Here is a 22,565-nt window from a genome sequence, read left to right on the forward strand (position 1 = left end):
CGATGACAGACAACGTGCCGGTGCGGTGTCCCGCGTGCCGTCGCGAGCAGTCGTTCGCGCCGCCCGCCTTCCCCTGTGCGTGCGGCGCCCCGGTCACCCTCCCCGTCCTCCGCGACGGCAGCCCGGAGGAGCTCTCCCACCGCACCTGGGAGAACCTCTGGGTGGCGGTGAACTGCCCGTCCTGCGGCCGCCAGGGCCACTGGCCGCAGCCGGAGCTCGGCTGCGACTGCGGTGCGGTGGTCCGCGTGCCCGTCGCCGCCGCGCCGCCCCCGGTGGGCCCGGGGGTGACGGCCGGGCCCGGCGGCCCGGCGGTGCGGCGCCCGGCCTTCCGGCCGGTCACGATCCGTACCGCGCGGGACGCGGTCACCGCCGCCGCGCAGTATCTGAAGTGGCTCGGCTTCCACAGCCTGCGGCCCTCGGAGGACCGGGCCGTCTCCGGGGTGGACCTCTGCGGGACGGGCGTGGTCGCCCAGGTCGATCCGACCACCCGCCCCACCGGGCTGCGGGACATCGAGTGCCTGTGGCTGAACGGGCTCCACAGGTCGGCCATGAGCGTCTTCTTCTCGCTCGCGGGCTACGCGCGGGAGGCGCGGGCGCGCGCCGACGCGCTGCATCTGCCGCTGTTCATCATGGATCTCACCGGCACCCCGCAGCCCGTCAACGACCCGGCGGACGCACTGATCCGGATGGGCCCGCCCGACGGCTGACCCGGTCGGCCCTTGTGCTCATGACCGGGGGAACGCTTCCTTTGGGGGACCACCCTCCACCGTTCACCCGTCCCATTCGCTCGACCGGCCGGAGGCCGAACGATGGCTGTTCCGTGGTACCCGAGGTCATGGGCCGCTCTCGCCGCCGCCCTGACCCTCTTCCTGGTGACCGGATGCGGGGGCGGCGATGTGCCCCCGCCCGCGGTGGAGAGCTCCTCGCCCGCACCCGGGCCGCCGTCCAGCACTCCCGGACCGTCGACCACCGGCACCGGACCCGGCGGTGGGGGGAGCGTGGAGGAGGACATCCAGGCCGCGGTCTCCGTCACCAACACCTACTGGCGGACTCACTGGTCCCAGCTGTTCACCGGCGGCTACGGCCCGCCCCGGGTCGCGGGGGCCTACGACGGCGGCACCCCCGGCGCTCCGGTGTGCGGCGACGCGCCCCTACCGGACGACAACGCCGTGTACTGCCCGGACGGCGACTACATAGCGTGGGACATGGATCTGATGCGCTGGGGTCATGCGCGGGGCGACGCGTGGGTCTATCTGGTGATCGCCCATGAGTGGGGCCACGCGGTCCAGAACCGGCTGGACGCGGGGCTGGTGGATCTGGCCCGTGAGCTCCAGGCCGACTGCCTGGCCGGGGCGGTCCTCTTCGGCGCCGCGCAGGACGGGACGCTCACCTTCGAGGACGGCGACACCGAGGAACTGGCGGACGCCCTGACCGCGCTCGCCGACAGGACCCCGTGGACCGATGTCTCCGACCACGGCGACGCCTCCCAGCGGGTCTCCTACTTCAGCCGCGGCGCGCGATCCGGGGTGAAGTCCTGTCTGCCGAACGGCATTCAGTGACGGGAGGCCGGTGACGCATGGCGTTCCCGGCGCGGGGGGGGTGTGGGCCCCTGCGGGGGTGTGGACCCCTGCGGGGGTGTGGGCCCCTGCTGTGGTAGAGGGGCCCGCATCTCATCAGCTGGGCGCGGCCTGGGGCTCGGCCCGCTCGGCAAGCGTTTCCGAAGGCGTCTCCGAAGGCGTTTCCGAAGGCGTTTCCGATCTGGCCGGATCGGCCTCGGACCGGGTCTCGGGCAGCAGCTCCCGGGCGGCCGCCTCACGCAGCTCGACCTTGCGGACCTTGCCGCTGACCGTCATCGGGAAGGCGTCCATGAGCCGCAGATAGCGGGGGACCTTGTAGTGGGCGAGGCGGCCCCGGCAGAAGCGGACGAGTTCGTCGCGGGTGAGGGTCCTGGCACCCTCGCGCAGGATGACGCAGGCCAGGATCTCCTCGCCGTACTTCTCGTCCGGTACGCCGACGACCTGCACATCCGCGACCTTGGGGTGGGTGTGCAGAAACTCCTCGATCTCCCGCGGATAGACGTTCTCCCCACCGCGGACGATCATGTCCTTGATCCGGCCCACGATCTGGACGTAGCCCTCGTCGTCCATCACCGCGAGGTCGCCGGTGTGCATCCAGCGCGCCGAGTCGATCGCCTCGGCGGTCCGCTCGGGCTCCTGCCAGTAGCCGAGCATCACCGAGTAGCCGCGGGTGCACAGCTCACCGCGGGTGCCGTGGGGCACGGTCGCGCCGGTCACCGGGTCTACGATCTTGACCTCGACGTGCGGCAGCACCCGGCCGACCGTCGAGGTGCGGCGCATGAGGTCGTCATCGGGCCGGGTCTGGGTGGAGACCGGTGAGGTCTCGGTCATGCCGTAGCAGATGGACACCTCCGCCATGTGCATCTCGCCGACCACCCGCCGCATCACCTCCACCGGGCACGGCGATCCGGCCATGATCCCGGTGCGCAGCGAGCTGAGGTCGAAGGTGGCGAAGTCCGGCAGGGCCAGCTCGGCGATGAACATGGTGGGCACGCCGTACAGCGAGGTGCAGCGCTCCCGTTCGACGGCGGAGAGGGTGGCGACGGCGTCGAAGGTGGGGGCGGGGATGACCACGCAGGCGCCGTGGGTGGTGGCCGCGAGGTTGCCCATCACCATGCCGAAGCAGTGGTAGAAGGGCACCGGCACACAGATCCGGTCCTGGGCGGTGTAGCGGACCGTCTCCCCCACGAAGTAGCCGTTGTTGAGGATGCTGTGGTGGGAGAGGGTGGCGCCCTTGGGGAAGCCGGTGGTGCCGGAGGTGTACTGGATGTTGACCGCGTCGTCGCAGCCGATCCGGGCCTCGCGCTCGGCCAGCCGCCCGGGGGCGACATCGGCGCCCGCGCGCACCAGCATGTCCCAGGTCCGGTCGCCGATGTAGATGACATCGCGCAGGGCGGAGCAGGCCGAGCGCACCTGCTCGACCATCCGGCGGTAGTCGCTGGTCTTGTGCTCGGTGGAGGCGACCAGCACCGAGATGCCCGCCTGCTGGAGCACATACCGCAGTTCGTGGACGCGGTACGCGGGGTTGATATTGACCATGATGGCGCCGATGCGGGCGGTCGCGTACTGCAACAGCACCCATTCGGGGCAGTTGACGGCCCAGATGCCGACCCGGTCGCCCTTGGCGACCCCCTTGGCGATCAGCCCGAGCGCGACCTCCTCCACCGACCGGCCGAACTCGGCGTAGGTCCAGCGGCGGCCGGAGGGGATGTCGACGAGCGCGTCGCGCTCGCCGTACAGCTCGACGGCGCGGGCCAGATTGGCGCCGATGGTGTCGCCGAGCAGCGGGAGGTCACCGACTCCACTGGCGTAGGAGAGCCCGGATGGGCTTGGTGGGTCGGACGTCAGGTCGGTCATGGCAGCTCCTTGGTGTCACGGTCGCGGACGCTTTCACGTTCGTGAGGGTGGGTCATCATATGAGCGTCAGTCATCAGATCTCCTCATGAAACTCGATACCGCCGCCCTGTGCCGTGCGTTCACGTAGCTCGATCCGGCGAATCTTCCCGGAAACCGTCTTGGGGAGGTCGGCGAACTCCAGCCGGCGGATCCGCTTGTACGGTGCGAGCACCGCCCGCGAGTGCGCGAACAGCGCCTTTGCCGTGTCCGGGCCGGGCTCCCAGCCCTCCGCGAGGACGATGTACGCCTTCGGCACGGCGAGCCGCACCGGGTCGGGGGCCGGGACGACGGCCGCCTCGGCCACCGCCTCGTGCTCCAGCAGCGCGCTCTCCAGCTCGAACGGGGAGATCTTGTAGTCGGATGCCTTGAAGACGTCGTCGGCGCGGCCGATGTAGGTGATGTAGCCGTCGGCGTCACGCGAGCCGATGTCCCCGGTGCGGTAGTAGCCGCCCGCGGTGGCCTCGGCGGTGCGCTCCTCATCGCCCTCGTAGCCGGTCATCAGGCCGACCGGGCGGCCCTCGGAGCCGGTGAGGTCGAGGCAGATCTCGCCCTCCTCACCGGGCCGGCCGGTGACCGGATCGAGCAGGACGACCCGGAACCCGGGGGTGGGCCGCCCCATCGAACCCGGCTTGAGCGGCTGTCCGGGGGTGTTGGCCACCTGGACGGCGGTCTCGGTCTGGCCGAAACCGTCCCGGATGGTCACCCCCCAGGCGCGCCGCACATGCTCGATGACCTCGGGGTTCAGCGGCTCCCCCGCGGCGACGGCCTCCCGGGGCGGGGTGCGCAGCTGGGTGAGATCGGCCTGGATGAGCATCCGCCAGACGGTGGGCGGGGCGCAGAAGGTGGTGATGCCGCAGCGGTCCATCTCCGCCATCAGCCGGGTGGCGTCGAACCGCGTGTAGTTGTGGACGAAGACGGTGGCCTCGGCGTTCCAGGGGGCGAAGAGATTGGACCAGGCGTGCTTGGCCCATCCGGGGGAGGAGATGTTGAGGTGGACATCGCCCGGCTCGACCCCGATCCAGTACATCGTCGACAGATGTCCGATGGGGTACGAGATGTGGGTGTGCTCGACCAGCTTGGGGCGGGCGGTGGTGCCGGAGGTGAAGTACAGCATCAGGGGGTCGGTGGCGAGGGTCGGCCCGTCGGGGGTGAAGGGCTCATCGCCCCCGGCGCCGTCGGCCGTGGCGCCCGCCGCGCCGTCCGCCGTGATAGCGGCGGTCCCGGCGTCCTCGTAGGCGAGCCAGCCCTCGGACGCGCCGCCGACCGCGATCCGGGTGTAGTCCCCGGCCACGTCCGCGAACTTGCCGGTGTCCCCGGCCCGCACGATCACATGCCGCGCCCGGCCGCGCTCGATGCGGTCGGCGAGGTCGAGCGGCCCGAGCAGCGGGGTGGCGGGGATGACCACGGCGCGCAGCTTCATCGCGGCCAGCGCGGTCTCCCACAGCTCGACCTGGTTGCCGAGCATGACGACGATGCGGTCACCGGCCCGCACACCCCGCTCGCGCAGCCAGTTCGCGGCCCGGTCCGAGCGGCGGCGCAGCTCCTCGAAGGTCAGGCGGATCTCGCCGCCGTCCTCCTCGACGATGTGCAGGGCGGTACGGTCGCCGGTGCGTCCGGCGATCCCGTCGAACCAGTCCAGCGCCCAGTTGAACCGCTCCGGGCGGGGCCAGCGGAACCCCTCGTACGCCGCCGCGTAGTCCTCCCGGTGACCGAGCAGGAAGTCCCGTGCCGCGCGGAAGTCCTGGGCCGGATTCATTGCTGTCACTTGTCCTCCTGAAGGGCGTACCGCTCGCTAGCATCGTGCGACGGGTGATCTGAGTCTCACTACCCCCGGACGGGGGTGGCGCTGGATGTGGGAGGTGGCCGTGGCGGGAACGGACGGGGGCGGGACGGGCTCGGGCAGGGCCGTCGACATGCAGAGCGCGCTCCAGCGGATGCGCCGGCGCGGTGGACTGCCCGTCGCGTTCGGCGGGCTCTTCTCGGGCGCGCGGCAGTTCCGGATCTCGGAACTCACCGGCACCACGACCAACTCCCTGCGGGGACTGGCCATCACACCCGGCAACGGCCTGGGCGGCAAGGTCCTCACCATGTCCCGGCCGATCTCGGTGGCGGACTACCCCACCTCGCGGGCGATCAGCCATGAATACGACGCGGCGGTGGGCGCGGAGGGGCTGCGCTCGATGCTCGCGGTGCCGGTGGTGGTGCGCGGGCAGGTGCGCGGGGTGCTGTACGGCGCGCTGCGCCAGCCGCTGGTGCTCGGCGACCGGGCGCTGAGCTCGGCCGTGGAGGCGGCCCGCGAACTGGAACGGGCGCTGGAGCACGAACTGGCGCAGGAGCTGGCGGCGCGGGACGAGGCGCAGCGGCTGCTGGCCGAGGCGCGCCGGCGGCGGCTGCGGGGGCAGCCGCGGTGGGCGCCGCCGACGGAGGAGACCGATCCGGCGGTGTGGGAGGAGGTGCGCGAGGCCCATGGCGATCTGCGGGCCCTGGCGCACCGGGTGCCCGACCCCCAGCTGCGGGCGGAGATACTCACCGCCTGTGGCCGGCTGGCCAGGGCCTCGTCCGGGCACCACGGCCGCGAGCGGGAGCGCCCGAGCGGGGTGGAGCTGTCGCCGCGCGAGGTGGATGTGCTGGCGTGTGTGGCGTCGGGGGCGACGAATTCGGCGGCGGCGGAGCGGCTGGGGTTGCGGCCGGAGACGGTCAAGAGCTATCTGCGGTCCTCGATGCGGAAGTTGGGGGCCCACACCCGTCTCCACGCGGTGGTCGAGGCCCGCCGGGCGGGGCTTCTGCCGTAGCGCGCGGGGCGCCGAGGTTCTCCGGTCGGCTGGGTCTTCGCCCGTCGGCTGGGTGCGGCTTTCGTCTCGCGCCTTCGGCGCTCTTGAGCAGCGGGGCAGGAGGCGGGAGCGCGGCCCCGTCGCCGGGCGCCGGGTCGGCGGGGGTGAGCGCCGGTGGCGGCTTCGGTGCCCCGGCGGTCAAGGGCCCCTCCGGACCGCGGACCGGTGGATCCCAGGGCGGCCCTCCGGGTACCCCTCGAAAAAACGCTTGACCTGAAGCAACTATCACGTCAAGCAGCCCGCCGCTCCCCCAGGGCGCACCACGGTCATATAGGGCGATATCCTGCACTGAGGTCAGTGCTCGCGACAGGAAGGTGAGGACCCTCTATGTCCGAGCGCCGTCGCGGCCCGCGTCCCACGAAACGGTGGCTGCGCCCCGCCGGGGCGAACCGGGCCGATGGCACACCCCGCCCCGCCCCTGGCCCGCCGCGCGGCGAGCCGCCCGCCGCGGCGGCCGACGGGGCCCCGCCCGAGGTCGACGAGCGCAGTGTGGTGGACGCCGCGGTGTACCGGGACGGCCGCCGGGTCGGCACCCCCGGCTCCCTCGCCGCCACCTACCGGCGGCTGCGCCAGGAGACGGGCGCCATGGCGTGGATCGGGCTGTACCGGCCGAGCGAGACGGAGCTGCTCTCGCTCGCCGAGGAGTTCGATCTGCACAAGCTGGCCATCGAGGACGCGCTGGAGGCCCATCAGCGCCCCAAGCTGGAGCGCTACGGCGAGACCCTCTTCGTGGTGCTGCGCGCCGCCCGCTATCTCGACGCGCTCGAGGAGGTGGACTTCGGCGAGCTGCACGTCTTCGTGGGCCCCGACTTCGTCGTCACCGTCCGGCACGGCGCCGCCCCGGACCTGTCGGCGGTGCGGGCCCGGATGGAGTCCACCCCCGAGCTGCTGGCGCTGGGCCCCGAGGCCGTGCTGTACGCGATCCTCGACGCGGCCGTGGACGGCTACGCCCCGGTCGTCGCGGGGGTGCAGAACGACATCGACGAGATCGAGACCGAGGTCTTCCGCGGCGATCCCGAGGTGTCGCGGCGCATCTATGAGCTCTCCCGCGAAATGGTGGAGTTCCAGCGCGCCACCCGGCCCCTGGTCGGGATGTTGCACGGGCTGATGGCGGGCTTCGACAAGTACGGCACCGATGAGGAGCTCCAGCGCTATCTGCGGGACGTGGCCGACCACGTCACCCACACCAGCGAGCGCGTGGACGGCTTCCGCTCCGCCCTCACCGACATCCTCGCGGTCAACGCCACCCTGGTGACCCAGCAGCAGAACGCCGAGATGCGGGCGCTGGCCGAGGCGGGCTTCGAGCAGAACGAGGAGGTCAAGAAGATCTCCGCCTGGGCGGCCATCCTGTTCGCCCCCACCCTGGTCGGCACCATCTACGGGATGAACTTCACCCATATGCCCGAGCTGCACTGGGTGCTGGGCTACCCGTTCGCGATCCTGCTGATGGCGGTGGTCTGCGTCAGCCTGTACCTCATCTTCAAGCGCCGCGACTGGCTCTGACGGCGTCACACCTCTCCGGGTCACATCTCTCCGGCCGGACCGGCGGTTCTAGGGAATCCCCCGACGAACCGCCGATTCAGCCGTTTTCCGTAGCCCCTCCATGCCGTTTGTGCTTCGATGCCGTGCGGCACGGCACCGGCGGGCGAGCTACGGGAGTGTGCGTATGGACCGGCGAGGGTTCCTCAGGGGCGCGGCCGCACTGTCCACCGCGGGGCTGGTCACCGCCGTCGGCGGCACCGCGACGGCCACCGCCGCGCCGCCCCGGCCGACCGCCGCCCAGGACTGGCTGTCTGCCATCGCCGACGCCACTCCGGTCCAGCGGCTGACCCTGCCCGGAACCCACGACTCCGGCGCCCGCTTCGGCGGTCCGTGGACGGAGTGTCAGAACACCACCATCGCCGACCAGCTCGCCAGTGGCATCCGCTTCCTGGACATCCGCTGCCGCGCCTTCGAGAACGCCTTCCCGATCCACCACGGCGCCTTCTACCAGAACCTCAACTTCGACGACGTGCTCGGCGCCTGCCGCTCCTTCCTCTCCGCGCATCCGTCGGAGACCGTGCTGATGCGGGTCAAGCAGGAGTACTCGGAGGAGAGCGCCGCGGAGTTCCGCCGGATCTTCGACATCTATCTGGACGACAAGGGCTGGCGCTCGCTGTTCCGCCTGGACAGCACCCTCCCCGCCCTGGGCCAGGCCCGGGGCAGGGTGGTGCTGCTCGCCGACTCGGACAACATGCCGGGGGTGCGGTACGGCGACGGCGCGCTCTTCGACATCCAGGACGACTACATGGCGGAGCCGATCGGCAAGTACCCGAAGATCGAGGCGCAGTTCCGCAAGGCGGCGGCCCAGCCCGGCAAGCTCTTCATGAACTATGTCTCCACCGCCGCCCTGCTGCCGCCCCGCTCCAACGCGGACCGGCTCAACCCGCGGGTGAAATCGTTCCTGGAGGGCGCCGAGGCACAGGGCTGGACCGGGCTCGGGATCGTTCCGATGGACTTCCCGAACACCGCGTCCGGCCTGGTCGACGCCCTCGTCCGGCACAATCCGGCGAGCTGACCGCGGGGCGTCAGCGGCCGCGGGGCCGGCGGAAGACGTTGACCGCCGGGTCCGCGTAGCGCACCAGCTCCAGCGCCTGCTCCGGGAACCACTCCCCCGCCTCGGGGTTGACGGTCCCGCGCACCGGGTCCAGGGGCCCGTCGGTGCCGCGCAGGCACCGCCCGTCCGACTGGCCCGGCGTCTTCACCCACAGCGCGGCGTCCAGCAGCGCCTCGCCGGTACGGGTGGTGGGGCGGCGGCCCAGGCCCCGGCCCGGCGGGTTGCACCATGACTGGACGTCGTTGTACTGGTGGGACGCGGCCCTCGGGGTCCAGGCGCCCTGGCCGTTGCGGCTGGTGTCGGTGACGTAGTGCTTCATGAGGGACAGGTCGTCCGGTACGTGGTGGCGCAGCCAGCGGCGGGCGTGCCGCCGCGACCAGCTCTGCTCGGCGCAGTCCTCGGGGTCCCCGCCCTCGTCGGCGTAGGCGAGGCAGGAGGAGACCAGCCGGCCGTACCAGGCGCTGTCCTGGTCGGTCTGGTAGTGGGAGACATTGAGGGCGAAGCCGGTGGCGCGGTCGATCCCGGCCTTGAGCAGCCGGGGCACGATGCTGCTGACGGAGTGCCAGCCGGAGTGGCCCGCGTCCAGGTACACCGACGCGTTGCCGAGCGCGCTGAGGGCGTCGACCGCGTAGTTGATCCCGGAGTAGCGGGCGGCGGTCTCCGGGTCCTCGACCACCGGGGTGTCCAGGTCTTCGGCGTCGCTCACGTCCTCGGGGTCGGGCGTCACGGGGTCGGGGGTCACCGGGTCGGGGGTCACGGGGTCGGGCGTGGGCAGCGGGGGCAGCTCGGGCAGGGTGGTGGGCTGTTCGGCGGAGGGCTCGGGGTCGGGGCTCTGGGACGCGGAGGGCTCGGGGTCGGCGGGCTTCTGTACCCCCGGGAACATGGGCCCCAGGAGCCCGGAGGCGTCGGGGCCCGAGTCGGCGGACTGCGGGTCCGTGGACTGCGGGTCGGCGGACTGCGGGTCGGCGGACTGCGCGGCCTCCTGACCGGTGCCGGAGTCGGCCGATGCGGCGGGCGGGGCCGTGGAGGCGTCGGGGTCGGGCAGCGGCGGCAGCTCGGTGGGCGATGCCTCGACGGCGGGCCGCTCCTCGGCGACCGGCCGCTCCTCGGCGGTGGGCTGCTCGGACTGCGAAGCGAGCGCGGACTCTTCGACGTTCGAGGCATCCGCGCAGTCGGAGGGCAGCAGCGCCAGCGAATCGGGTTCGAGGATGATCAGCACCTTACGGTCGCCGATGGCCTCGGCGACGGCGTCGATCCACGCCTGGTACGCGGCGAGGCCGTCGGCGCCCCCGCTCGAGTAGCTGCCGCAGTCACGGCCCGGGATGTTGTAGAGGGCGAGGACCGGCAGCCTCTCCTGCCAGCCCGCGCTCCGCGTCGTCCGGCGGATCAGTCGGCTGACCTGCATCGGGGTCTCGTCGCCGTACCAGACCGCGTGCGGCGTCCGCACCATGGAGAGGAGCCCCGCGGAGTCACGGAAGTCGCCCCGCCAGGCGAGCCGGGCGACCTGGCGGTAGGAGTCCCGGTCGGGGGGCGGGGCGTAGAGGCGGGTCACGCGCGAGGACTCGTCGTCGTCCTCCGACACGGCCGCGCTCACCACGGGGCTGATCAACAGGGGCAGGGTGGCCGCGGCCACGACGGCCGTCGACACAGTGAGGATCTTGCGTCTCTTACGCACGTGCGCACTCCAGGGGGGCGGCAGGACCATGGTCGGTTTCTGACTCTCACTCAGAAACCGGCACCCGGCAAATGAATCCTCCGCCAGATGGCGGAGGGTTTTTCCCGCTCAGGAGTGGCCTTATGTCAGACGATCCTTCTGTGATCTGATGCGATTTCAGGTACGCGAAATGTCGGGCGACGGCGTTCGACGGTGTTTCAGGCGACCGAGCCGATCCGGTCCGAGGGGGCCCGGGTGTCGTGGTGGATCGGGGTCCGGGCACCCGTCAGCGGCGTTCCGCTGCCGCCCCGCCGGTTCGCGACGATCTCGCCCGCGATGGACAGCGCGGTCTCCTCGGGCGTACGGGCGCCGAGGTCCAGCCCGATCGGAGAGCGCAGCCGGGCCAGCTCCGGCTCGCCCACACCGGCCTCGCGCAGCCGCCGCAGCCGGTCCCGGTGGGTGCGGGCGGAGCCCATGGCGCCGACGTACGCCACGGGCAGCCGCAGCGCCCGCTCCAGCAGCGGGACGTCGAACTTCGGATCGTGGGTGAGCACGCACAGCACCGTGCGGCCGTCCGCCTCGGTCCGGTCCAGATAGCGGTGCGGCCAGTCGACGACCACCTCGTCGGCGTCCGGGAAGCGCAGCTCGGTCGCGAAGACCGGACGGGCGTCGCAGACCGTGACGTGGTAGTTCAGGAACTTCCCGATCCGCACCAGCGCGCTCGCGAAGTCCACCGCCCCGAAGACGATCATGCGCGGCGGCTTCACGCTGGACTCGGCGAGCAGCGTGACGGGACGCCCGCAGCGGCTCCCCTCGGCGCCGATCTCCACGGTCGCGGTGCGCCCGGCGTCCAGCAGGGCGCGGGCCTCCGCGGCGGCCGTGCCGTCCAGCTCGGGGTGGCCGCCCAGGGTGCCGTCCCAGCCGCCGTCCGGGCGGACGAGCAGGGCGCGGCCCAGCAGCTCGGGCGGGCCGTCCACGATCCGGGCCAGCGCGGTCGTCCCTCCCCCGGCGGCGGCGGACGCGGCGGCGGCGAACACCGGACGCAGCTCGCGGTCGGCCGCCCGAACCGGGCTGACCAGGACATCGATGACCCCGCCGCAGGTCAGACCCACCGCGAAGGCGTCCTCGTCGGAGTAGCCGAAGGTCTCCCGCACGCTCTCACCGGTGCGCAGCGCCTCCTGGCACAGCTCGTACACGGCGCCCTCGACACAGCCGCCGGACACACTGCCGACCGCCGTGCCCTCGGCGTCCACGGCGAGCGCGGCCCCGGGCAGGCGGGGTGCGCTGCCGCCCACGGAGACCACGGTGGCGACGGCGAAGTCCCGGCCCTCCTCGCACCACCGGTGCAGCTCGGCGGCGATGTCCAGCATGATGATCAGCTCCTCGGACGGCCATGTACGGGCCACCTATATTCGCCTCAACGCGCCGGGCCCGCGAAATCTGCCCTCAGCCGCCGGTCAGATGCTCCGGGCGGACGGGCACGCGCCTCAGGGGCAGGCCCGTGGCGGCGCGGATGGCGGCGACGACGGCCGGGGTGGAGGAGAGCGTGGGCGCCTCGCCGACGCCGCGCAGCCCGTACGGGGCGTTGTCGTCCGCCAGCTCCAGCACCTCCACCGGCATGGCCGGGGTGTCCAGGATGGTGGGGATCAGATAGTCCGTGAACGACGGGTTGCGCACCCTCGCCCCGTCCGGCGAGACGACGATCTCCTCCATCACGGCGAGCCCGAGCCCCTGCGTCGAACCGCCGTGGATCTGCCCGACGACCGACAGCGGATTGATCGCCTTGCCCACGTCCTGCGCGGCCGCCAGCTCGACCACCTTGACCAGGCCCAGCTCGGTGTCGACCTCGACGACCGCGCGATGGGCGCAGAAGGAGTACTGCACATGGCCGAAGCCCTGTCCGGTGCGCCGATCGAACGGCTCGGTCGGCCGGTGCCGGAACTCCCGCTCCAGGTCGACCGCCCCGTCGCCGAGGATCCCGGCGAGGTCGCCGATCACCTCGCCGCCGTCGGTGACCACCTTGCCGTCCTCCAGCCGCAGACGTTCGGGCTCCGCCCACGCGGGGTGGGAGGCGCCGAACCGCTCGCGGCCGCGCCGCAGCACCTCCGCCCGGACCGCCTCGCAGGCGTGCTTGACGGCGCCGCCCGTCATATACGTCTGGCGGGAGGCGGAGGTGGAGCCCGCCGAGCCGACCCGGGTGTCGGCCGGGTGGAGAGTGACCCGGTCGACGCCCAGCTCGGTGCGGGCGATCTGGGCGTGCACGGTGACACCGCCCTGGCCGACCTCGGCCATCGCGGTGTGCACCAGGGCGACCGGCTCGCCACCGATCACTTCCAGCCGGATCCGGGCGGTGGAGTAGTCGTCGAAGCCCTCGGAGAAGCCGACGTTCTTGATGCCGACCGCATAGCCCACCCCGCGCACCACGGCCTCGCCGTGGGTGGTGTTGGACAGCCCGCCCGGCAGGGCCCGTACGTCCACCGGGCCGCCCGCCGCCTCCCAGGCGCGCTCGGGCGGCATCGGCAGCGCCTTGACGCGGCGCAGCAGCTCGGCGACCGGGGCCGGGGAGTCGACCAGCTGCCCGGTGGGCATGGTGGCGCCCTGGGACATGGCGTTGCGCCGCCGGAACTCCACCGGGTCCAGGCCGAGTTCGGCCGCCACCGCGTCCATCTGCGCCTCGTAGGCGAAGCACGCCTGGACGGCGCCGAAGCCGCGCATCGCACCACAGGGCGGGTTGTTGGAGTAGAGGGCGATCGCCTCGACGTCCACGTTCTCGACGACGTAGGGGCCGATGGACAGGGAGGCGGCGTTGCCGACCACCGCCGGGGAGGAGGAGGCGTACGCGCCACCGTCCAGGACGATGCGGCACTGGACGTAGAGCAGCGTGCCGTCGCGGGTCGCGCCGTGTTCGTAGGTGAGCTTGGCGGGGTGGCGGTGGACATGGCCGAAGAAGGACTCGTACCGGTTGTAGACGATCTTGACGGGCCGTCCGGTGCTCAGCGCCAGCAGACAGGCGTGGGCCTGCATGGACAGGTCCTCGCGGGCGCCGAACGCCCCGCCGACGCCGGACAGCGTCAGCCGCACCTTGTCGGCGGGCAGCCCGAGGACCGGGGCGAGCTGGTCGCGGTCGACGTGCAGCCACTGGGTGGCGATGTAGAGGTCCACCCCGCCGTCCTCGGCGGGCACCGCGAGCCCCGACTCCGGGCCGAGGAACGCCTGGTCCTGCATGCCCACCTCGTAGTCCCGGCGGACCACCACATCGGCGCGGGCGCGGGCGGCGGCGACATCGCCGCGCCGGATGGGCTGGCGGTGCACGATGTTCGGATGCGGGACATGGGACGCGTGGTGGTCCCGGCGGCCGGGGTGGAGCAGCGGGGCGTCCGGCGCGGTGGCGGTGGCCTCGTCCACGACCAGCGGCAGCTCCTCGTACTCCACGGCGATCCGGGCGGCGGCGCGGCGGGCGGTCTCGGGGTGGTCGGCGGCGACGATCGCGACGGGCTCACCGTGGTAGCGGACCCGGTCCCCGGCGAGCACGGGCTGATCGCGGATCTCCAGGCCGTAGTGGGTCCCGGCGGGCAGGTCGGCATGCGTCATGACGGCGTACACCCCGGGCAGGGCGAGCGCCCCGGCGGTGTCGATGGACCGGATCGCGGCGTGGGCGTAGGGGCTGCGGAGGGTGAAGCCCCACAGCATGTCCTCGTGCCACAGATCCGAGGAGTACGCGAACTCGCCGGTCACCTTGAGGGTGCCGTCCGGGCGCAGGGTGGACTCGCCGACGGTACCCCGGATGGCGCCGGTGGCCTGGGTGACGGTCGTGGGGGCACTGGCGGTGCGGTCGGCTGCCATGGTCAGACCGCCTCCCCGGTGCGGGCGGCCGCGAGCCGGACCGCGTCGAGGATCTTCTCGTAGCCGGTGCAGCGGCAGAGGTTGCCGGAGAGCGCCTCGCGGATGTCGGCGTCGGAGGGGTCGGGATCGCGCTCCAGCAACTCATCGGCCGCCACCAGCAGTCCCGGGGTGCAGAAGCCGCACTGGACGGCACCCGCGTCGATGAACGCCTGCTGGACCGGGGCCAGCGGGGCGACCTGCCCGGGGCGGGATGGCTCGGATGGCCGGGCGTGGTCCGCGAGTCCCTCGACGGTGACCACCTCGCGGCCCTCGGCCTGCCCCGCCGCCACCAGGCAGGCGCACACCGGCACCCCGTCCAGACGGACCGTGCAGGAACCGCATTCGCCCTGCTCACAGGCGTTCTTCGAACCGGGAAGCCCCAGCCGCTCGCGCAGCACATACAGCAGGGACTCGCCCTCCCAGACGTCATCGGCCTCGTACGGCCGCCCGTTGACCCTCATGTTCACGCGCATTGTGCGGTCCTCCCCTCTCCCCCGCGATAGGCCTCCCAGGTCCAGCCGAGCGTGCGGCGCGCCATGACCCCCACCGCGTGGCGGCGGTAGGCGGCGGTGCCGCGTACGTCGTCGATCGGGCGGCAGGCCCCGGCGCACAGCTCGGCGAAGCGCCGGACGGCCGACGGGTCGAGGGGCGCGCCGCTGTCCCAGAAGCCGCCCTCCTCGAGCGCCGCGCCCAGGAACTCCTCGGCCTCCCAGGCCCGTACGGGCGTGGGCGCGGCCGATCCGATGCCGGTGCGGACGGTGCGGGTGCGCGGATGGAGCGCGACGGCGAAGGCGCAGACCGCGATCACCATGGCGTTGCGGGTGCCGACCTTGGAGAACTGCTGCGGTCCGTCCGCTCGTCGGATGTGCACCGCCCGGATCAGCTCATCGGGCTCCAGGGCGTGGCGCTTGACCCCGGTGAAGAACTCCTCGACCGGGATCCGCCGGGTGCCGCGCACCGACGCCGCCTCCACCTCGGCCCCGGCCGCCAGCAGCGCCGGATGGGCGTCCCCGGCGGGCGAGGCGGCGCCGAGGTTGCCGCCGACGGTGCCGCGGTTGCGGATCTGCGGTGAGCCGACGGTGTGCGCGGCGAGCGCAAGGCCCGGCAGCTCGGTCCGGAGCTCCTCCATGATCCGGGTGTACGGGACGCCCGCGCCCAGCCGGACCGTACGGTCGGTGGCCTCCCACTCGGCCAGTTCGGCGACACGGGTCAGATCGAGCAGATACTCGGGCCGCCGGTGATCGAAGTTGATCTCGACCATCACATCGGTGCCGCCCGCGATGGGCACGGCGGTGGGGTGCTCGGCCTTCGCGGCGAGCGCCTCCTCCCAGCCGGCGGGGCGCAGGAAGTCCATGGGCCTCTCTTCTCGAATCGTCGGCGTCGGCGTCGGTATCGGTGTCGGTATCGGTATCGGTGTCGGTGTCGGTGTCGGTGTCGTGGGGAGGGGGCTTCCCGCCCGTGGGCCCATACGCGGCTCCCCGCGCGGGGGCGTCCTCCAGGAACTCTGCACACGGCTCAACGCCAGTAGACCGAGGTGTGGGCCACATGGTGCAGTCACCGAAGACATGAAGCAATTGGCTGGCCAGGGGGCAGGTCTTGTAGATTCGAACGAACGACGGGGACCGGAAACCTCGCGGTATTCGACCGGCAACACGGAACAAGATCGGCTGGCATCACATGCGGCTGCGCGCACTGCTGGAGAACGACACCCTGGGGCTGCGTCTGCTCGGCGGCGAGGATGAGCTGGACCGTACCGTGCGCGGCGTGATGACCACCGATCTGCGCGACCCCAGCCGCTATCTCTCCGGTGGCGAGCTGGTGCTGACCGGGCTCGCCTGGCGGCGTGAGCCGGAGGACTCCGAGCGGTTCGTCCGCATCCTCGCGGCGGCCGGGGTGGCGGGTCTCGCGGCGGGCGAGGCGGAGCTGGGCGCCGTGCCCGAGGATCTGGTGCTGGCCTGTGGCCGCCATCGGCTGCCGCTGTTCTCCGTGGTCGAGGACGTCGCGTTCGCCACGATCACCGAGCATGTGGTGCGCCAGGTCTCCGGTGAGCGGGCCGGGGATCTGGCCGCGGTCGTCGACCGGCACCGCCGGATGATGACGTCCGGGCCCGCGGGCGGCGGCCCCGAGGTGGTCTTGGACCTGCTCCGCTCGGACCTGGACCTGACCGCGTGGGTGCTCTCCCCCACCGGCCGCCGGATCGCGGGCCCGACCGCCGCCGGTGCGGCCGCGGAGCCGCCCGCGGCGGTCCGCGCCCAGCTGGCGGGCGAGCAACTGGCCGCCCGCCGCGACGGGCGGCGCGGCCCGCACCGGCTGACCGCCGCGGACGGCATGACGTACTCCCTCTTCCCCGTCCGCAGCGGTGACCCCGGCGACGACGTGCGCGAGACCGTGCTGTCCGACTGGGTGCTGGCGGTCGGCGCGGACGCCGACGAATGGCCGGAGGAGCGGCTGGATCTGCTCTACGGGGTCACCCAGCTGATCGCGGTCGAGCGCGACCGGCGGAACGCCTCCCGCACGGTGCGGCGCAGGCTCGCCCAGGAGGTACTGGAGCTGGTCCAGTCGGGCGCGCCGCCCGCCGAGATCGCGGCCCGGCTGCGGGTGGCCGCCCCGGTGCTGCTGCCGGGTCTCGGCACGGCGCCGCACTGGCAGGTGGTGGTGGCCCGGGTGGAGTGGGGCGTCACGGCGGAGCGGGAGCGCGGCGGGGACGGCGGGACGCAGCCGGGCGGCGCGGGGAAGGGCGCATACGGCGGGACGCGGGGAGGCCCGTACGGCGGGGCGCGGGGCGGCGGGGACGCCGGCGCGCAGCCGGGCAGCGCACGGAAGGGCGCGGGCGGCGGGGCGGGCGAGGGTGCCACGCGAGACGGCGCGGCGTGGGACGGGAGCGCGCGGGACCGGGACGGACGGGACCGGGGCGCGCGGGAGGGCTCCTCGCCGGACGGCAGGGGCGTCCACGGCGGCATTCCCGGCGGCATTCCTGGTGGCGTTCCCGGCGGCGTTCCCGGCGGCGTTCCCGGCGGCGTTCCCGGCGGCAGGGTGGCCCAGTCGCTGCTGGAGGAGATCCTGGTCGACCCGTACGCGACCGGGCCGGAGCCCTCGGACCGGATCGCCGTGGCGCACACCGGTGACGAGGCGGTGGCGCTCGTACCCCTCCCGGCGCTCTCCAACGGCACGTCGGACGGCGCCACGGACGCTCCGGAGTCGGCGGAAGTACAGGCCGACGCGCTGCTCGCCGCCGTCCGGGAGCCGCTCTCCCGGGGTCTGGACGGCGACGGCCGGCTGACCCTCGGCGTCAGCGCCGCCGTGCACTCCGCCGACGGGCTGCGCGGCGCCCTGGAGGAGGCCCGGCACGCCCGACGCGTGGCCGCCGCGCGCCCCGGGCGGGTGTGCGCGGCCGGACATCAGGAGCTGGCGTCGCACGTACTGCTGCTCCCGTTCGTTCCGGACGATGTGCGGCGGGCCTTCACCGCCCGGCTGCTGGATCCGCTGCGCGAGTACGACCGGCGCCACCGGGCCGAGCTGATCCCGACCCTGGAGGCGTTCCTGGACTGCGACGGCTCCTGGACGCGCTGCGCCGCCCGGCTCCACCTGCACGTCAACACGCTGCGCTACCGGGTCGGCCGGATCGAGCAGCTGACCGGACGCGAGCTGTCGCGCCTGGAGGACAAGCTGGACTTCTTCCTCGCGCTGCGCATGAGCTGAGGCGGCGCGGAAGCGATCGCGGAGGCGCCTGCGGAGGCGCGCGGAAGCGCCTGTGGAAGCGGTCGCGGAGGCGTTTGCGGAAGCGCCCGGAGCGCGCCTCCGTGCCCCACCGCGACATCACCCTTGCCAGGGGTTTGTGAATTCATTCACACCAACCTCTTGGCCGGGCGCGCGCATTCGTGCTGAGATTCGCCCACAGCTTCCGGCTCGATGGCGCGCTTGGGGAGGGCAATGTGGCGGACACCGCCATGTCACCACCTGGATCGTCAGGTTCCCATTCCGAGGTAGGAACGGGGCGCGGGCTCGACCCGCTTGTGGACGACCCACTCGACACGGCGGTATGGCGGCTGCGCTCGCGCGGCTGCTGGAAGGACGCCGCCGAGCTGCTCACCCCACGGGCGGCGGACGACGCCTCGGCCGCGCTCAAGCGCAGCGTCGTCCTGACCGAACGATGCATGTACACCTCCACCGGCTGGGACGCGGCCGAGGACGCCCTGCGGGCGGCGGAGGCGCTCGCGCTCACCGACACCGAGCGGGGCGCGACCGCGTGCGAGCGGGGCTATCTGGCGTACGCGTCCACGCTGCTCGGGGTGCGGGACCGGGCCGACGAGGCGCGGACCGCGCTCGGCCGCGCCGCCGCGCTGCTCTCACCGGGCTCCCCGATCCGGCCGCTGCTGGACTTCCGGCGCGGGCTGATCTCCCAGCACCTCGCCCACAACCCGACCGGCGCCCTGGCCGCCTTCCAGCGCGCCCACGCGGGCGCGGCGGCGCACGGCGACACCCTGCTGCGCTCGTTCACCTGGCGGCACCTGGCCGCCATGGCGGAGGCGGACGGCGATCTGCCCGACGCACGGCACGGCTTCACGGAGTCGCTGCGGATCCGTGAGGAGCTGGGCTACCTGGTCGGCATCGCGCCGGCGCTGGCCGCCCTGGCCGATGTGGAACCCGACCCCGACGAGGCCACCCGCCTCCGCACGGAGGCCGGCCGCCTGGTCCGCCTCCTGGGCGGCGTCCCCGTCTGGCTCGCGGAACAACTGTCCCCCGAGGAAACCGCCGACTGACCGGCCCCGGCTCGCCCCGGGAAAAGCACAGCGTGCCCCGGGGCGAACCCGGCCGGGGGTGCGGGACGTATCGACATACGGCTCCGCCACGTGGCGGGGGCTTCGCCCCTGGACCCCGAGGTCTGAGGCGAAGCCCCGCCTTCCATCCCCTCCAGGGGGCACCTCCCAGCGGTAGCTGGGGGAGTTCGAGCAGCGGGGTCCGGGCCGGAGCCCCACCTTCCAGCCCCTCCGCCGTTTGGCCTTCCAGCCCCTCCGGCGATTGGCCCTTCAGCCCCTCCGGCGATTGAGGAGCGGGGTCTGGGGCAGAGCCCCAGTTTCGGGAAGGGGCGGGGAGGGGAACAGCCCGCCGCAGGCGCCAAGACCCACCGGACGCCCCCTATCAGCCCTCAGCCCTCAGCCCTCAAACCCCAGCAAGACCCCAGCCCTCAGACCGTCGGAACGAAGTGGGCCCTGGTGAGGGATTCGACCGTGCCAAGGTCGCGAGCGGCAAGGGCGTCAAGAAGCGCCATGTGCTCCTTCGCATCGGCGACGAGGTCAGCCGTGCGGGTGGTCCGGCCACAGGCCAGAGGCCACTGCGCACGGCGGTGCAGATCATCGGCGACGATCACGAGCTGCTGGTTTCCGGCCAAGCCGAGCACCGTCTGATGGAAGGTGCGGTCCGACTCCAGGTAGGCGGCCCGGTCGCCCCTTACGGCGGCCGCCGCCGTCGCCTCGGCGAAGGGCCGCAGCCCGGCCCAGCGCTCGGGCGCGATCGCCTCCGCCAGGCTGAGCATCACCGGAACCTCCAGCAGCGCCCGTACCTCCGCGAGCTCGGCCAGCTCGCGCTCGCTGCGGCGGGCGACCCGGAAGCCCCGGTTGGGCACCACCTCGACGGCGCCCTCGCCCGCGAGCTGCTGCATGGCCTCCCGTACGGGGGTGGGAGAGACGCCGAAGCGCTCGGCGAGCACCGGCGCGGAGTACACCTCGCCCGGGGTCAGCTCACCGCCGGCCAGCGCGTCCCGCAGGGCGTCCAGGATCTGGCCGCGCACCGAGTGCCGGCGCGGGGACCTGCGTGCCGCGGGCGCGCCGCAGGAGGGCAGCGGGTCCATCGCCACCTGTGCTTCGGACTGCTCCACTCCGGTCCTCCTGACATCCCATCGAAGACGATATGCGGAGGCCGCCCCCGGGCAAAGCCCGTAAACATCATTTAAGGTCGCAGTAACGTTGCGCCTCGTACACGGACCGTAGACCGACCGCCAAGCCGGTCGGTCGGATTACCCGCGATCGGGTTCCGTGAATAGAATCAAGCCGCTTGCACAGCGCGAGTGTTCGGATCGCATCGCAGCTATCCGCGTGTCCCCCCGCCTACTTGGCGGCCTCTTGTCCCAAAACCGCTCGAGGCCCGGCAGGATTCCGCCAGGATGTCGCGCGCGGTAGGCCGTACTGCGGCCAGAACTTCATGAAGCCAATCAAGGGGCACCGGATGAGACTGACCGACATATCGCTGGTTCTGCCAGTCGTCGTGGCGCTCGCCGGCGTCGTGGGGGCGGCGGTTGTCCTCGCGCGCGGCCGACGGAAGAAGGACGAGAGCGTCATCACCGACTCCTGGGAGCGCAGCGAGGAACGTCGGCGCCGTAAGGAGGCCGTCTACGGGATGGCCGCCTATGTTCTGCTGTTCTGCTGCGCCGGGGTGGCCGCCGCGCTCTCCTTCCAGGGCCTGGTGGGCTTCGGGCGGGAGAACCTGGCGCTGACCAACGGCTGGGAGTACCTGGTGCCGTTCGGGCTCGACGGCGCGGCGATGTTCTGCTCGGTGCTGGCGGTGCGGGAGGCCAGCCACGGTGACGCCGCGCTCGGCTCGCGCATGCTGGTGTGGCTGTTCGCGGGCGCCGCGGCCTGGTTCAACTGGGTGCACGCGCCGCGCGGCATGGGCCACGCGGGCGCCCCGCAGTTCTTCGCGGGCATGTCGCTCTCGGCGGCGGTCCTGTTCGACCGGGCCCTGAAGCAGACCCGCCGGGCCGCGCTGCGCGAGCAGGGCCTGGTGCCCCGGCCGCTGCCGCAGATCCGCGTCGTCCGCTGGATTCGCGCTCCGCGCGAGACCTTCGCCGCCTGGTCGCTGATGCTGCTCGAGGGCGTGCGGACGCTGGACGAGGCGGTCGAGGAGGTCCGCGAGGACCGGCGCGAGAAGGAGCACAACCGCTCCCGCCGCCGCGAGCAGGAGAAGCTGGACCGGGCCCGGCTCCGGGCGATCAACCGGCAGCACCGGATGTGGGGCCGTCGCGGCGGCCGTCAAGTGGAGGTCACCGCCGCCACCCCGCCGGCCGGGCAGCTCAGTTCGGAGCCTGCCATAGGCGAGAAGGTGCTGGAGACCGCCGGGGCCCCGGAGCAGGCCCAGCTGGCCGCCGCCTCCGCCCGGCCCGCCCTGCGCTCCGCGGGCGGCGCCGAGTCCGCGACCGGCGACCTGGGCCGTGAGCGGGACAAGGACCGCGACCGGGATTTCAGCTTCGGCTTCGGTGACAAGGACAAGGACGCCGAGGCCGACCGTCCGCACACCATCGACCTCACGGCCGAGGACGACACCCTCACCATCCCGCGGCTGGACTCCCTCGAGGAGAAGCTGGCGCAGATCGAGCGCGCCTTCGGCTGAGCGGGGCTGAGGCGGCGGCCAGGGCGGGGGTACGGATCCCCGCCCGCCGCCCGGCGGATCCGTACCGCGCGACGCGCCGACACGCCACAACGTCCGCGCAACGCGCCAACCGCGCCACGACGTCCGCGCCACAACGTCTGCGCAACGACGTCCGCGTCACGCGCCGATGGGACGCGGCTACGGAACGCCCTCGGCTTCGAGTTCGAACCACAGGACCTTGCCCACCCCGTGCGCCCGCACGCCCCAGGCGTCCGCGAGCGTATGCACCAGCAGCAGTCCGCGCCCGGATGTGCTGTCCTCGGCGGGCCGGCCGCGCAGCGTCGGGTGCCGGGACACGAAGTCCCGCACCTCCACCCGTAATCGCCCGGTGACGCGCGCGCCCGGCCCGTCCCCCAGTGAGGCCGTGACCTGCGCACCACGGTCGGTGTGCACCAGTGCGTTGGTCACCAGCTCGCTGGTGAGCAGCTCGGCGAGATCGGCCCGGCCGGGCCCTCCCCAGTGCCGCAGCATCTCCCGCAGCTCCGCGCGGACCCGCGCCACCGCCGCGAGATCGTCGTGCGCCAATCGCTTGGTCAGGACCGGGCCACGCTCCATCGGAACACCCTCCGGAACGGCCTCCGCGGTCTTCGGCCTCGCATCCGGCCGACCGTATCCAATCCCCCGGCCCGGCCGTACAGGCTGACGCTTCATCCTCCCCCGCCCCGGCCGCCCCCTGACGGCGGCCAGCGTCGAATGTGGTCGAACAC

Annotated in this window: 17 protein-coding genes; 8 read left to right on the forward strand and 9 right to left on the reverse strand. The window is 73.0% G+C overall.

The features are described from left to right. Positions 1 to 2 precede the first annotated feature (2 nt). Together JK364_RS45605 and JK364_RS45610 are read left to right on the forward strand one after the other, a co-directional pair. Positions 3 to 707: a hypothetical protein gene (locus JK364_RS45605; RefSeq protein ID WP_201857342.1), complete on the forward strand. Its 705-nt coding sequence runs from the start codon at positions 3 to 5 to the stop codon at positions 705 to 707. 102 nt (positions 708 to 809) lie between these two features. Beyond that, the gene (locus JK364_RS45610; RefSeq protein ID WP_201857343.1) at positions 810 to 1,559 is read left to right on the forward strand and encodes a neutral zinc metallopeptidase; all 750 of its coding nucleotides are present in this window, start codon (positions 810 to 812) and stop codon (positions 1,557 to 1,559) included. Positions 1,560 to 1,673: 114 nt separating this feature from the next. On the opposite strand, the gene JK364_RS45615 is transcribed toward JK364_RS45610, so the two are convergent. Both JK364_RS45615 and JK364_RS45620 read right to left on the reverse strand, forming a co-directional pair. Further along, positions 1,674 to 3,434: an AMP-binding protein gene (locus JK364_RS45615; protein ID WP_230993516.1), complete on the reverse strand. Its 1,761-nt coding sequence runs from the start codon at positions 3,432 to 3,434 to the stop codon at positions 1,674 to 1,676. A 73-nt stretch (positions 3,435 to 3,507) separates the two neighbouring features. Beyond that, a complete protein-coding gene (locus JK364_RS45620) occupies positions 3,508 to 5,229 on the reverse strand; it encodes an AMP-binding protein (protein ID WP_201857372.1) in 1,722 nt (573 codons plus the stop codon). A 94-nt stretch (positions 5,230 to 5,323) separates the two neighbouring features. On the opposite strand from JK364_RS45620, the gene JK364_RS45625 reads away from it, so the two are divergent. From JK364_RS45625 to JK364_RS45635, 3 genes are all read left to right on the forward strand, one after another. Further along, a complete protein-coding gene (locus JK364_RS45625) occupies positions 5,324 to 6,265 on the forward strand; it encodes a helix-turn-helix transcriptional regulator (RefSeq protein ID WP_201857344.1) in 942 nt (313 codons plus the stop codon). 366 nt (positions 6,266 to 6,631) lie between these two features. After that, positions 6,632 to 7,807: a magnesium and cobalt transport protein CorA gene (locus tag JK364_RS45630; protein ID WP_201857345.1), complete on the forward strand. Its 1,176-nt coding sequence runs from the start codon at positions 6,632 to 6,634 to the stop codon at positions 7,805 to 7,807. Positions 7,808 to 7,970: 163 nt separating this feature from the next. Continuing rightward, a complete protein-coding gene (locus JK364_RS45635) occupies positions 7,971 to 8,861 on the forward strand; it encodes a phosphatidylinositol-specific phospholipase C (protein ID WP_201857346.1) in 891 nt (296 codons plus the stop codon). A 10-nt stretch (positions 8,862 to 8,871) separates the two neighbouring features. Here JK364_RS45635 and JK364_RS56130 read toward each other — a convergent pair whose 3' ends face one another. The 5 genes from JK364_RS56130 to JK364_RS45665 form a co-directional block, all read right to left on the reverse strand. Further along, positions 8,872 to 10,575, reverse strand: a complete 1,704-nt coding sequence (locus JK364_RS56130; protein ID WP_307841600.1) for a glycoside hydrolase family 6 protein — start codon at positions 10,573 to 10,575, stop codon at positions 8,872 to 8,874. Between the two features lie 197 nt (positions 10,576 to 10,772). Next, positions 10,773 to 11,924: an XdhC family protein gene (locus tag JK364_RS45650; protein ID WP_201857374.1), complete on the reverse strand. Its 1,152-nt coding sequence runs from the start codon at positions 11,922 to 11,924 to the stop codon at positions 10,773 to 10,775. Positions 11,925 to 12,000: 76 nt separating this feature from the next. Next, a complete protein-coding gene (pucD, locus tag JK364_RS45655; protein ID WP_201857347.1) occupies positions 12,001 to 14,397 on the reverse strand; it encodes a xanthine dehydrogenase subunit D in 2,397 nt (798 codons plus the stop codon). 2 nt (positions 14,398 to 14,399) lie between these two features. Beyond that, positions 14,400 to 14,909: a (2Fe-2S)-binding protein gene (locus JK364_RS45660; RefSeq protein WP_201857348.1), complete on the reverse strand. Its 510-nt coding sequence runs from the start codon at positions 14,907 to 14,909 to the stop codon at positions 14,400 to 14,402. Then, complete coding sequence (locus JK364_RS45665) at positions 14,900 to 15,790, reverse strand: FAD binding domain-containing protein (RefSeq protein ID WP_201857349.1); 891 nt, start codon at positions 15,788 to 15,790, stop codon at positions 14,900 to 14,902. Before JK364_RS45665 ends, JK364_RS45660 begins: the two co-directional genes overlap by 10 nt. A gap of 323 nt (positions 15,791 to 16,113) precedes the next feature. Between JK364_RS45665 and JK364_RS45670 the strand changes: the two genes are divergently transcribed. Together JK364_RS45670 and JK364_RS45675 are read left to right on the forward strand one after the other, a co-directional pair. Beyond that, positions 16,114 to 18,135, forward strand: coding sequence for a PucR family transcriptional regulator ligand-binding domain-containing protein (locus JK364_RS45670; protein WP_201857350.1), 2,022 nt, complete (start codon positions 16,114 to 16,116; stop codon positions 18,133 to 18,135). Between the two features lie 248 nt (positions 18,136 to 18,383). After that, positions 18,384 to 19,196 carry a hypothetical protein gene (locus JK364_RS45675; protein WP_230993530.1) on the forward strand — a complete coding sequence of 271 codons (813 nt, stop codon included), beginning with the start codon at positions 18,384 to 18,386 and terminating at the stop codon, positions 19,194 to 19,196. A gap of 425 nt (positions 19,197 to 19,621) precedes the next feature. On the opposite strand, the gene JK364_RS45680 is transcribed toward JK364_RS45675, so the two are convergent. Then, on the reverse strand, positions 19,622 to 20,284 hold the full coding sequence (locus JK364_RS45680; protein WP_230993531.1) for a GntR family transcriptional regulator: 663 nt from the start codon (positions 20,282 to 20,284) through the stop codon (positions 19,622 to 19,624). 374 nt (positions 20,285 to 20,658) lie between these two features. Between JK364_RS45680 and JK364_RS45685 the strand changes: the two genes are divergently transcribed. Continuing rightward, positions 20,659 to 21,819, forward strand: a complete 1,161-nt coding sequence (locus tag JK364_RS45685; protein ID WP_201857353.1) for a DUF2637 domain-containing protein — start codon at positions 20,659 to 20,661, stop codon at positions 21,817 to 21,819. Between the two features lie 177 nt (positions 21,820 to 21,996). Here the strand turns inward: JK364_RS45685 and JK364_RS45690 are convergent, their stop codons facing one another. Continuing rightward, the gene (locus tag JK364_RS45690; RefSeq protein ID WP_201857354.1) at positions 21,997 to 22,413 is read right to left on the reverse strand and encodes an ATP-binding protein; all 417 of its coding nucleotides are present in this window, start codon (positions 22,411 to 22,413) and stop codon (positions 21,997 to 21,999) included. Between the last annotated feature and the right edge of the window lie 152 nt (positions 22,414 to 22,565).

Source organism: Streptomyces endocoffeicus (genome assembly GCF_016741935.1).
Lineage (GTDB): Bacteria > Actinomycetota > Actinomycetes > Streptomycetales > Streptomycetaceae > Streptomyces > Streptomyces endocoffeicus.

What these genes read in the sequence shown, in the direction of transcription:
- JK364_RS45680 (WP_230993531.1), bottom strand. Translation starts at nt 20,284, where the DNA reads ATGGACCCGCTGCCCTCCTGCGGCGCGCCCGCGGCACGCAGGTCCCCG.
- JK364_RS45615 (WP_230993516.1), bottom strand. Translation starts at nt 3,434, where the DNA reads ATGACCGACCTGACGTCCGACCCACCAAGCCCATCCGGGCTCTCCTAC.
- JK364_RS45605 (WP_201857342.1), top strand. Translation starts at nt 3, where the DNA reads ATGACAGACAACGTGCCGGTGCGGTGTCCCGCGTGCCGTCGCGAGCAG.
- JK364_RS45665 (WP_201857349.1), bottom strand. Translation starts at nt 15,790, where the DNA reads ATGGACTTCCTGCGCCCCGCCGGCTGGGAGGAGGCGCTCGCCGCGAAG.
- JK364_RS45630 (WP_201857345.1), top strand. Translation starts at nt 6,632, where the DNA reads ATGTCCGAGCGCCGTCGCGGCCCGCGTCCCACGAAACGGTGGCTGCGC.
- JK364_RS45685 (WP_201857353.1), top strand. Translation starts at nt 20,659, where the DNA reads ATGAGACTGACCGACATATCGCTGGTTCTGCCAGTCGTCGTGGCGCTC.
- JK364_RS45620 (WP_201857372.1), bottom strand. Translation starts at nt 5,229, where the DNA reads ATGAATCCGGCCCAGGACTTCCGCGCGGCACGGGACTTCCTGCTCGGT.
- JK364_RS45675 (WP_230993530.1), top strand. Translation starts at nt 18,384, where the DNA reads ATGTCACCACCTGGATCGTCAGGTTCCCATTCCGAGGTAGGAACGGGG.
- JK364_RS45670 (WP_201857350.1), top strand. Translation starts at nt 16,114, where the DNA reads ATGCGGCTGCGCGCACTGCTGGAGAACGACACCCTGGGGCTGCGTCTG.
- JK364_RS45690 (WP_201857354.1), bottom strand. Translation starts at nt 22,413, where the DNA reads ATGGAGCGTGGCCCGGTCCTGACCAAGCGATTGGCGCACGACGATCTC.
- pucD (WP_201857347.1), bottom strand. Translation starts at nt 14,397, where the DNA reads ATGGCAGCCGACCGCACCGCCAGTGCCCCCACGACCGTCACCCAGGCC.
- JK364_RS45610 (WP_201857343.1), top strand. Translation starts at nt 810, where the DNA reads ATGGCTGTTCCGTGGTACCCGAGGTCATGGGCCGCTCTCGCCGCCGCC.
- JK364_RS45660 (WP_201857348.1), bottom strand. Translation starts at nt 14,909, where the DNA reads ATGCGCGTGAACATGAGGGTCAACGGGCGGCCGTACGAGGCCGATGAC.
- JK364_RS45625 (WP_201857344.1), top strand. Translation starts at nt 5,324, where the DNA reads ATGTGGGAGGTGGCCGTGGCGGGAACGGACGGGGGCGGGACGGGCTCG.
- JK364_RS45650 (WP_201857374.1), bottom strand. Translation starts at nt 11,924, where the DNA reads ATGCTGGACATCGCCGCCGAGCTGCACCGGTGGTGCGAGGAGGGCCGG.
- JK364_RS45635 (WP_201857346.1), top strand. Translation starts at nt 7,971, where the DNA reads ATGGACCGGCGAGGGTTCCTCAGGGGCGCGGCCGCACTGTCCACCGCG.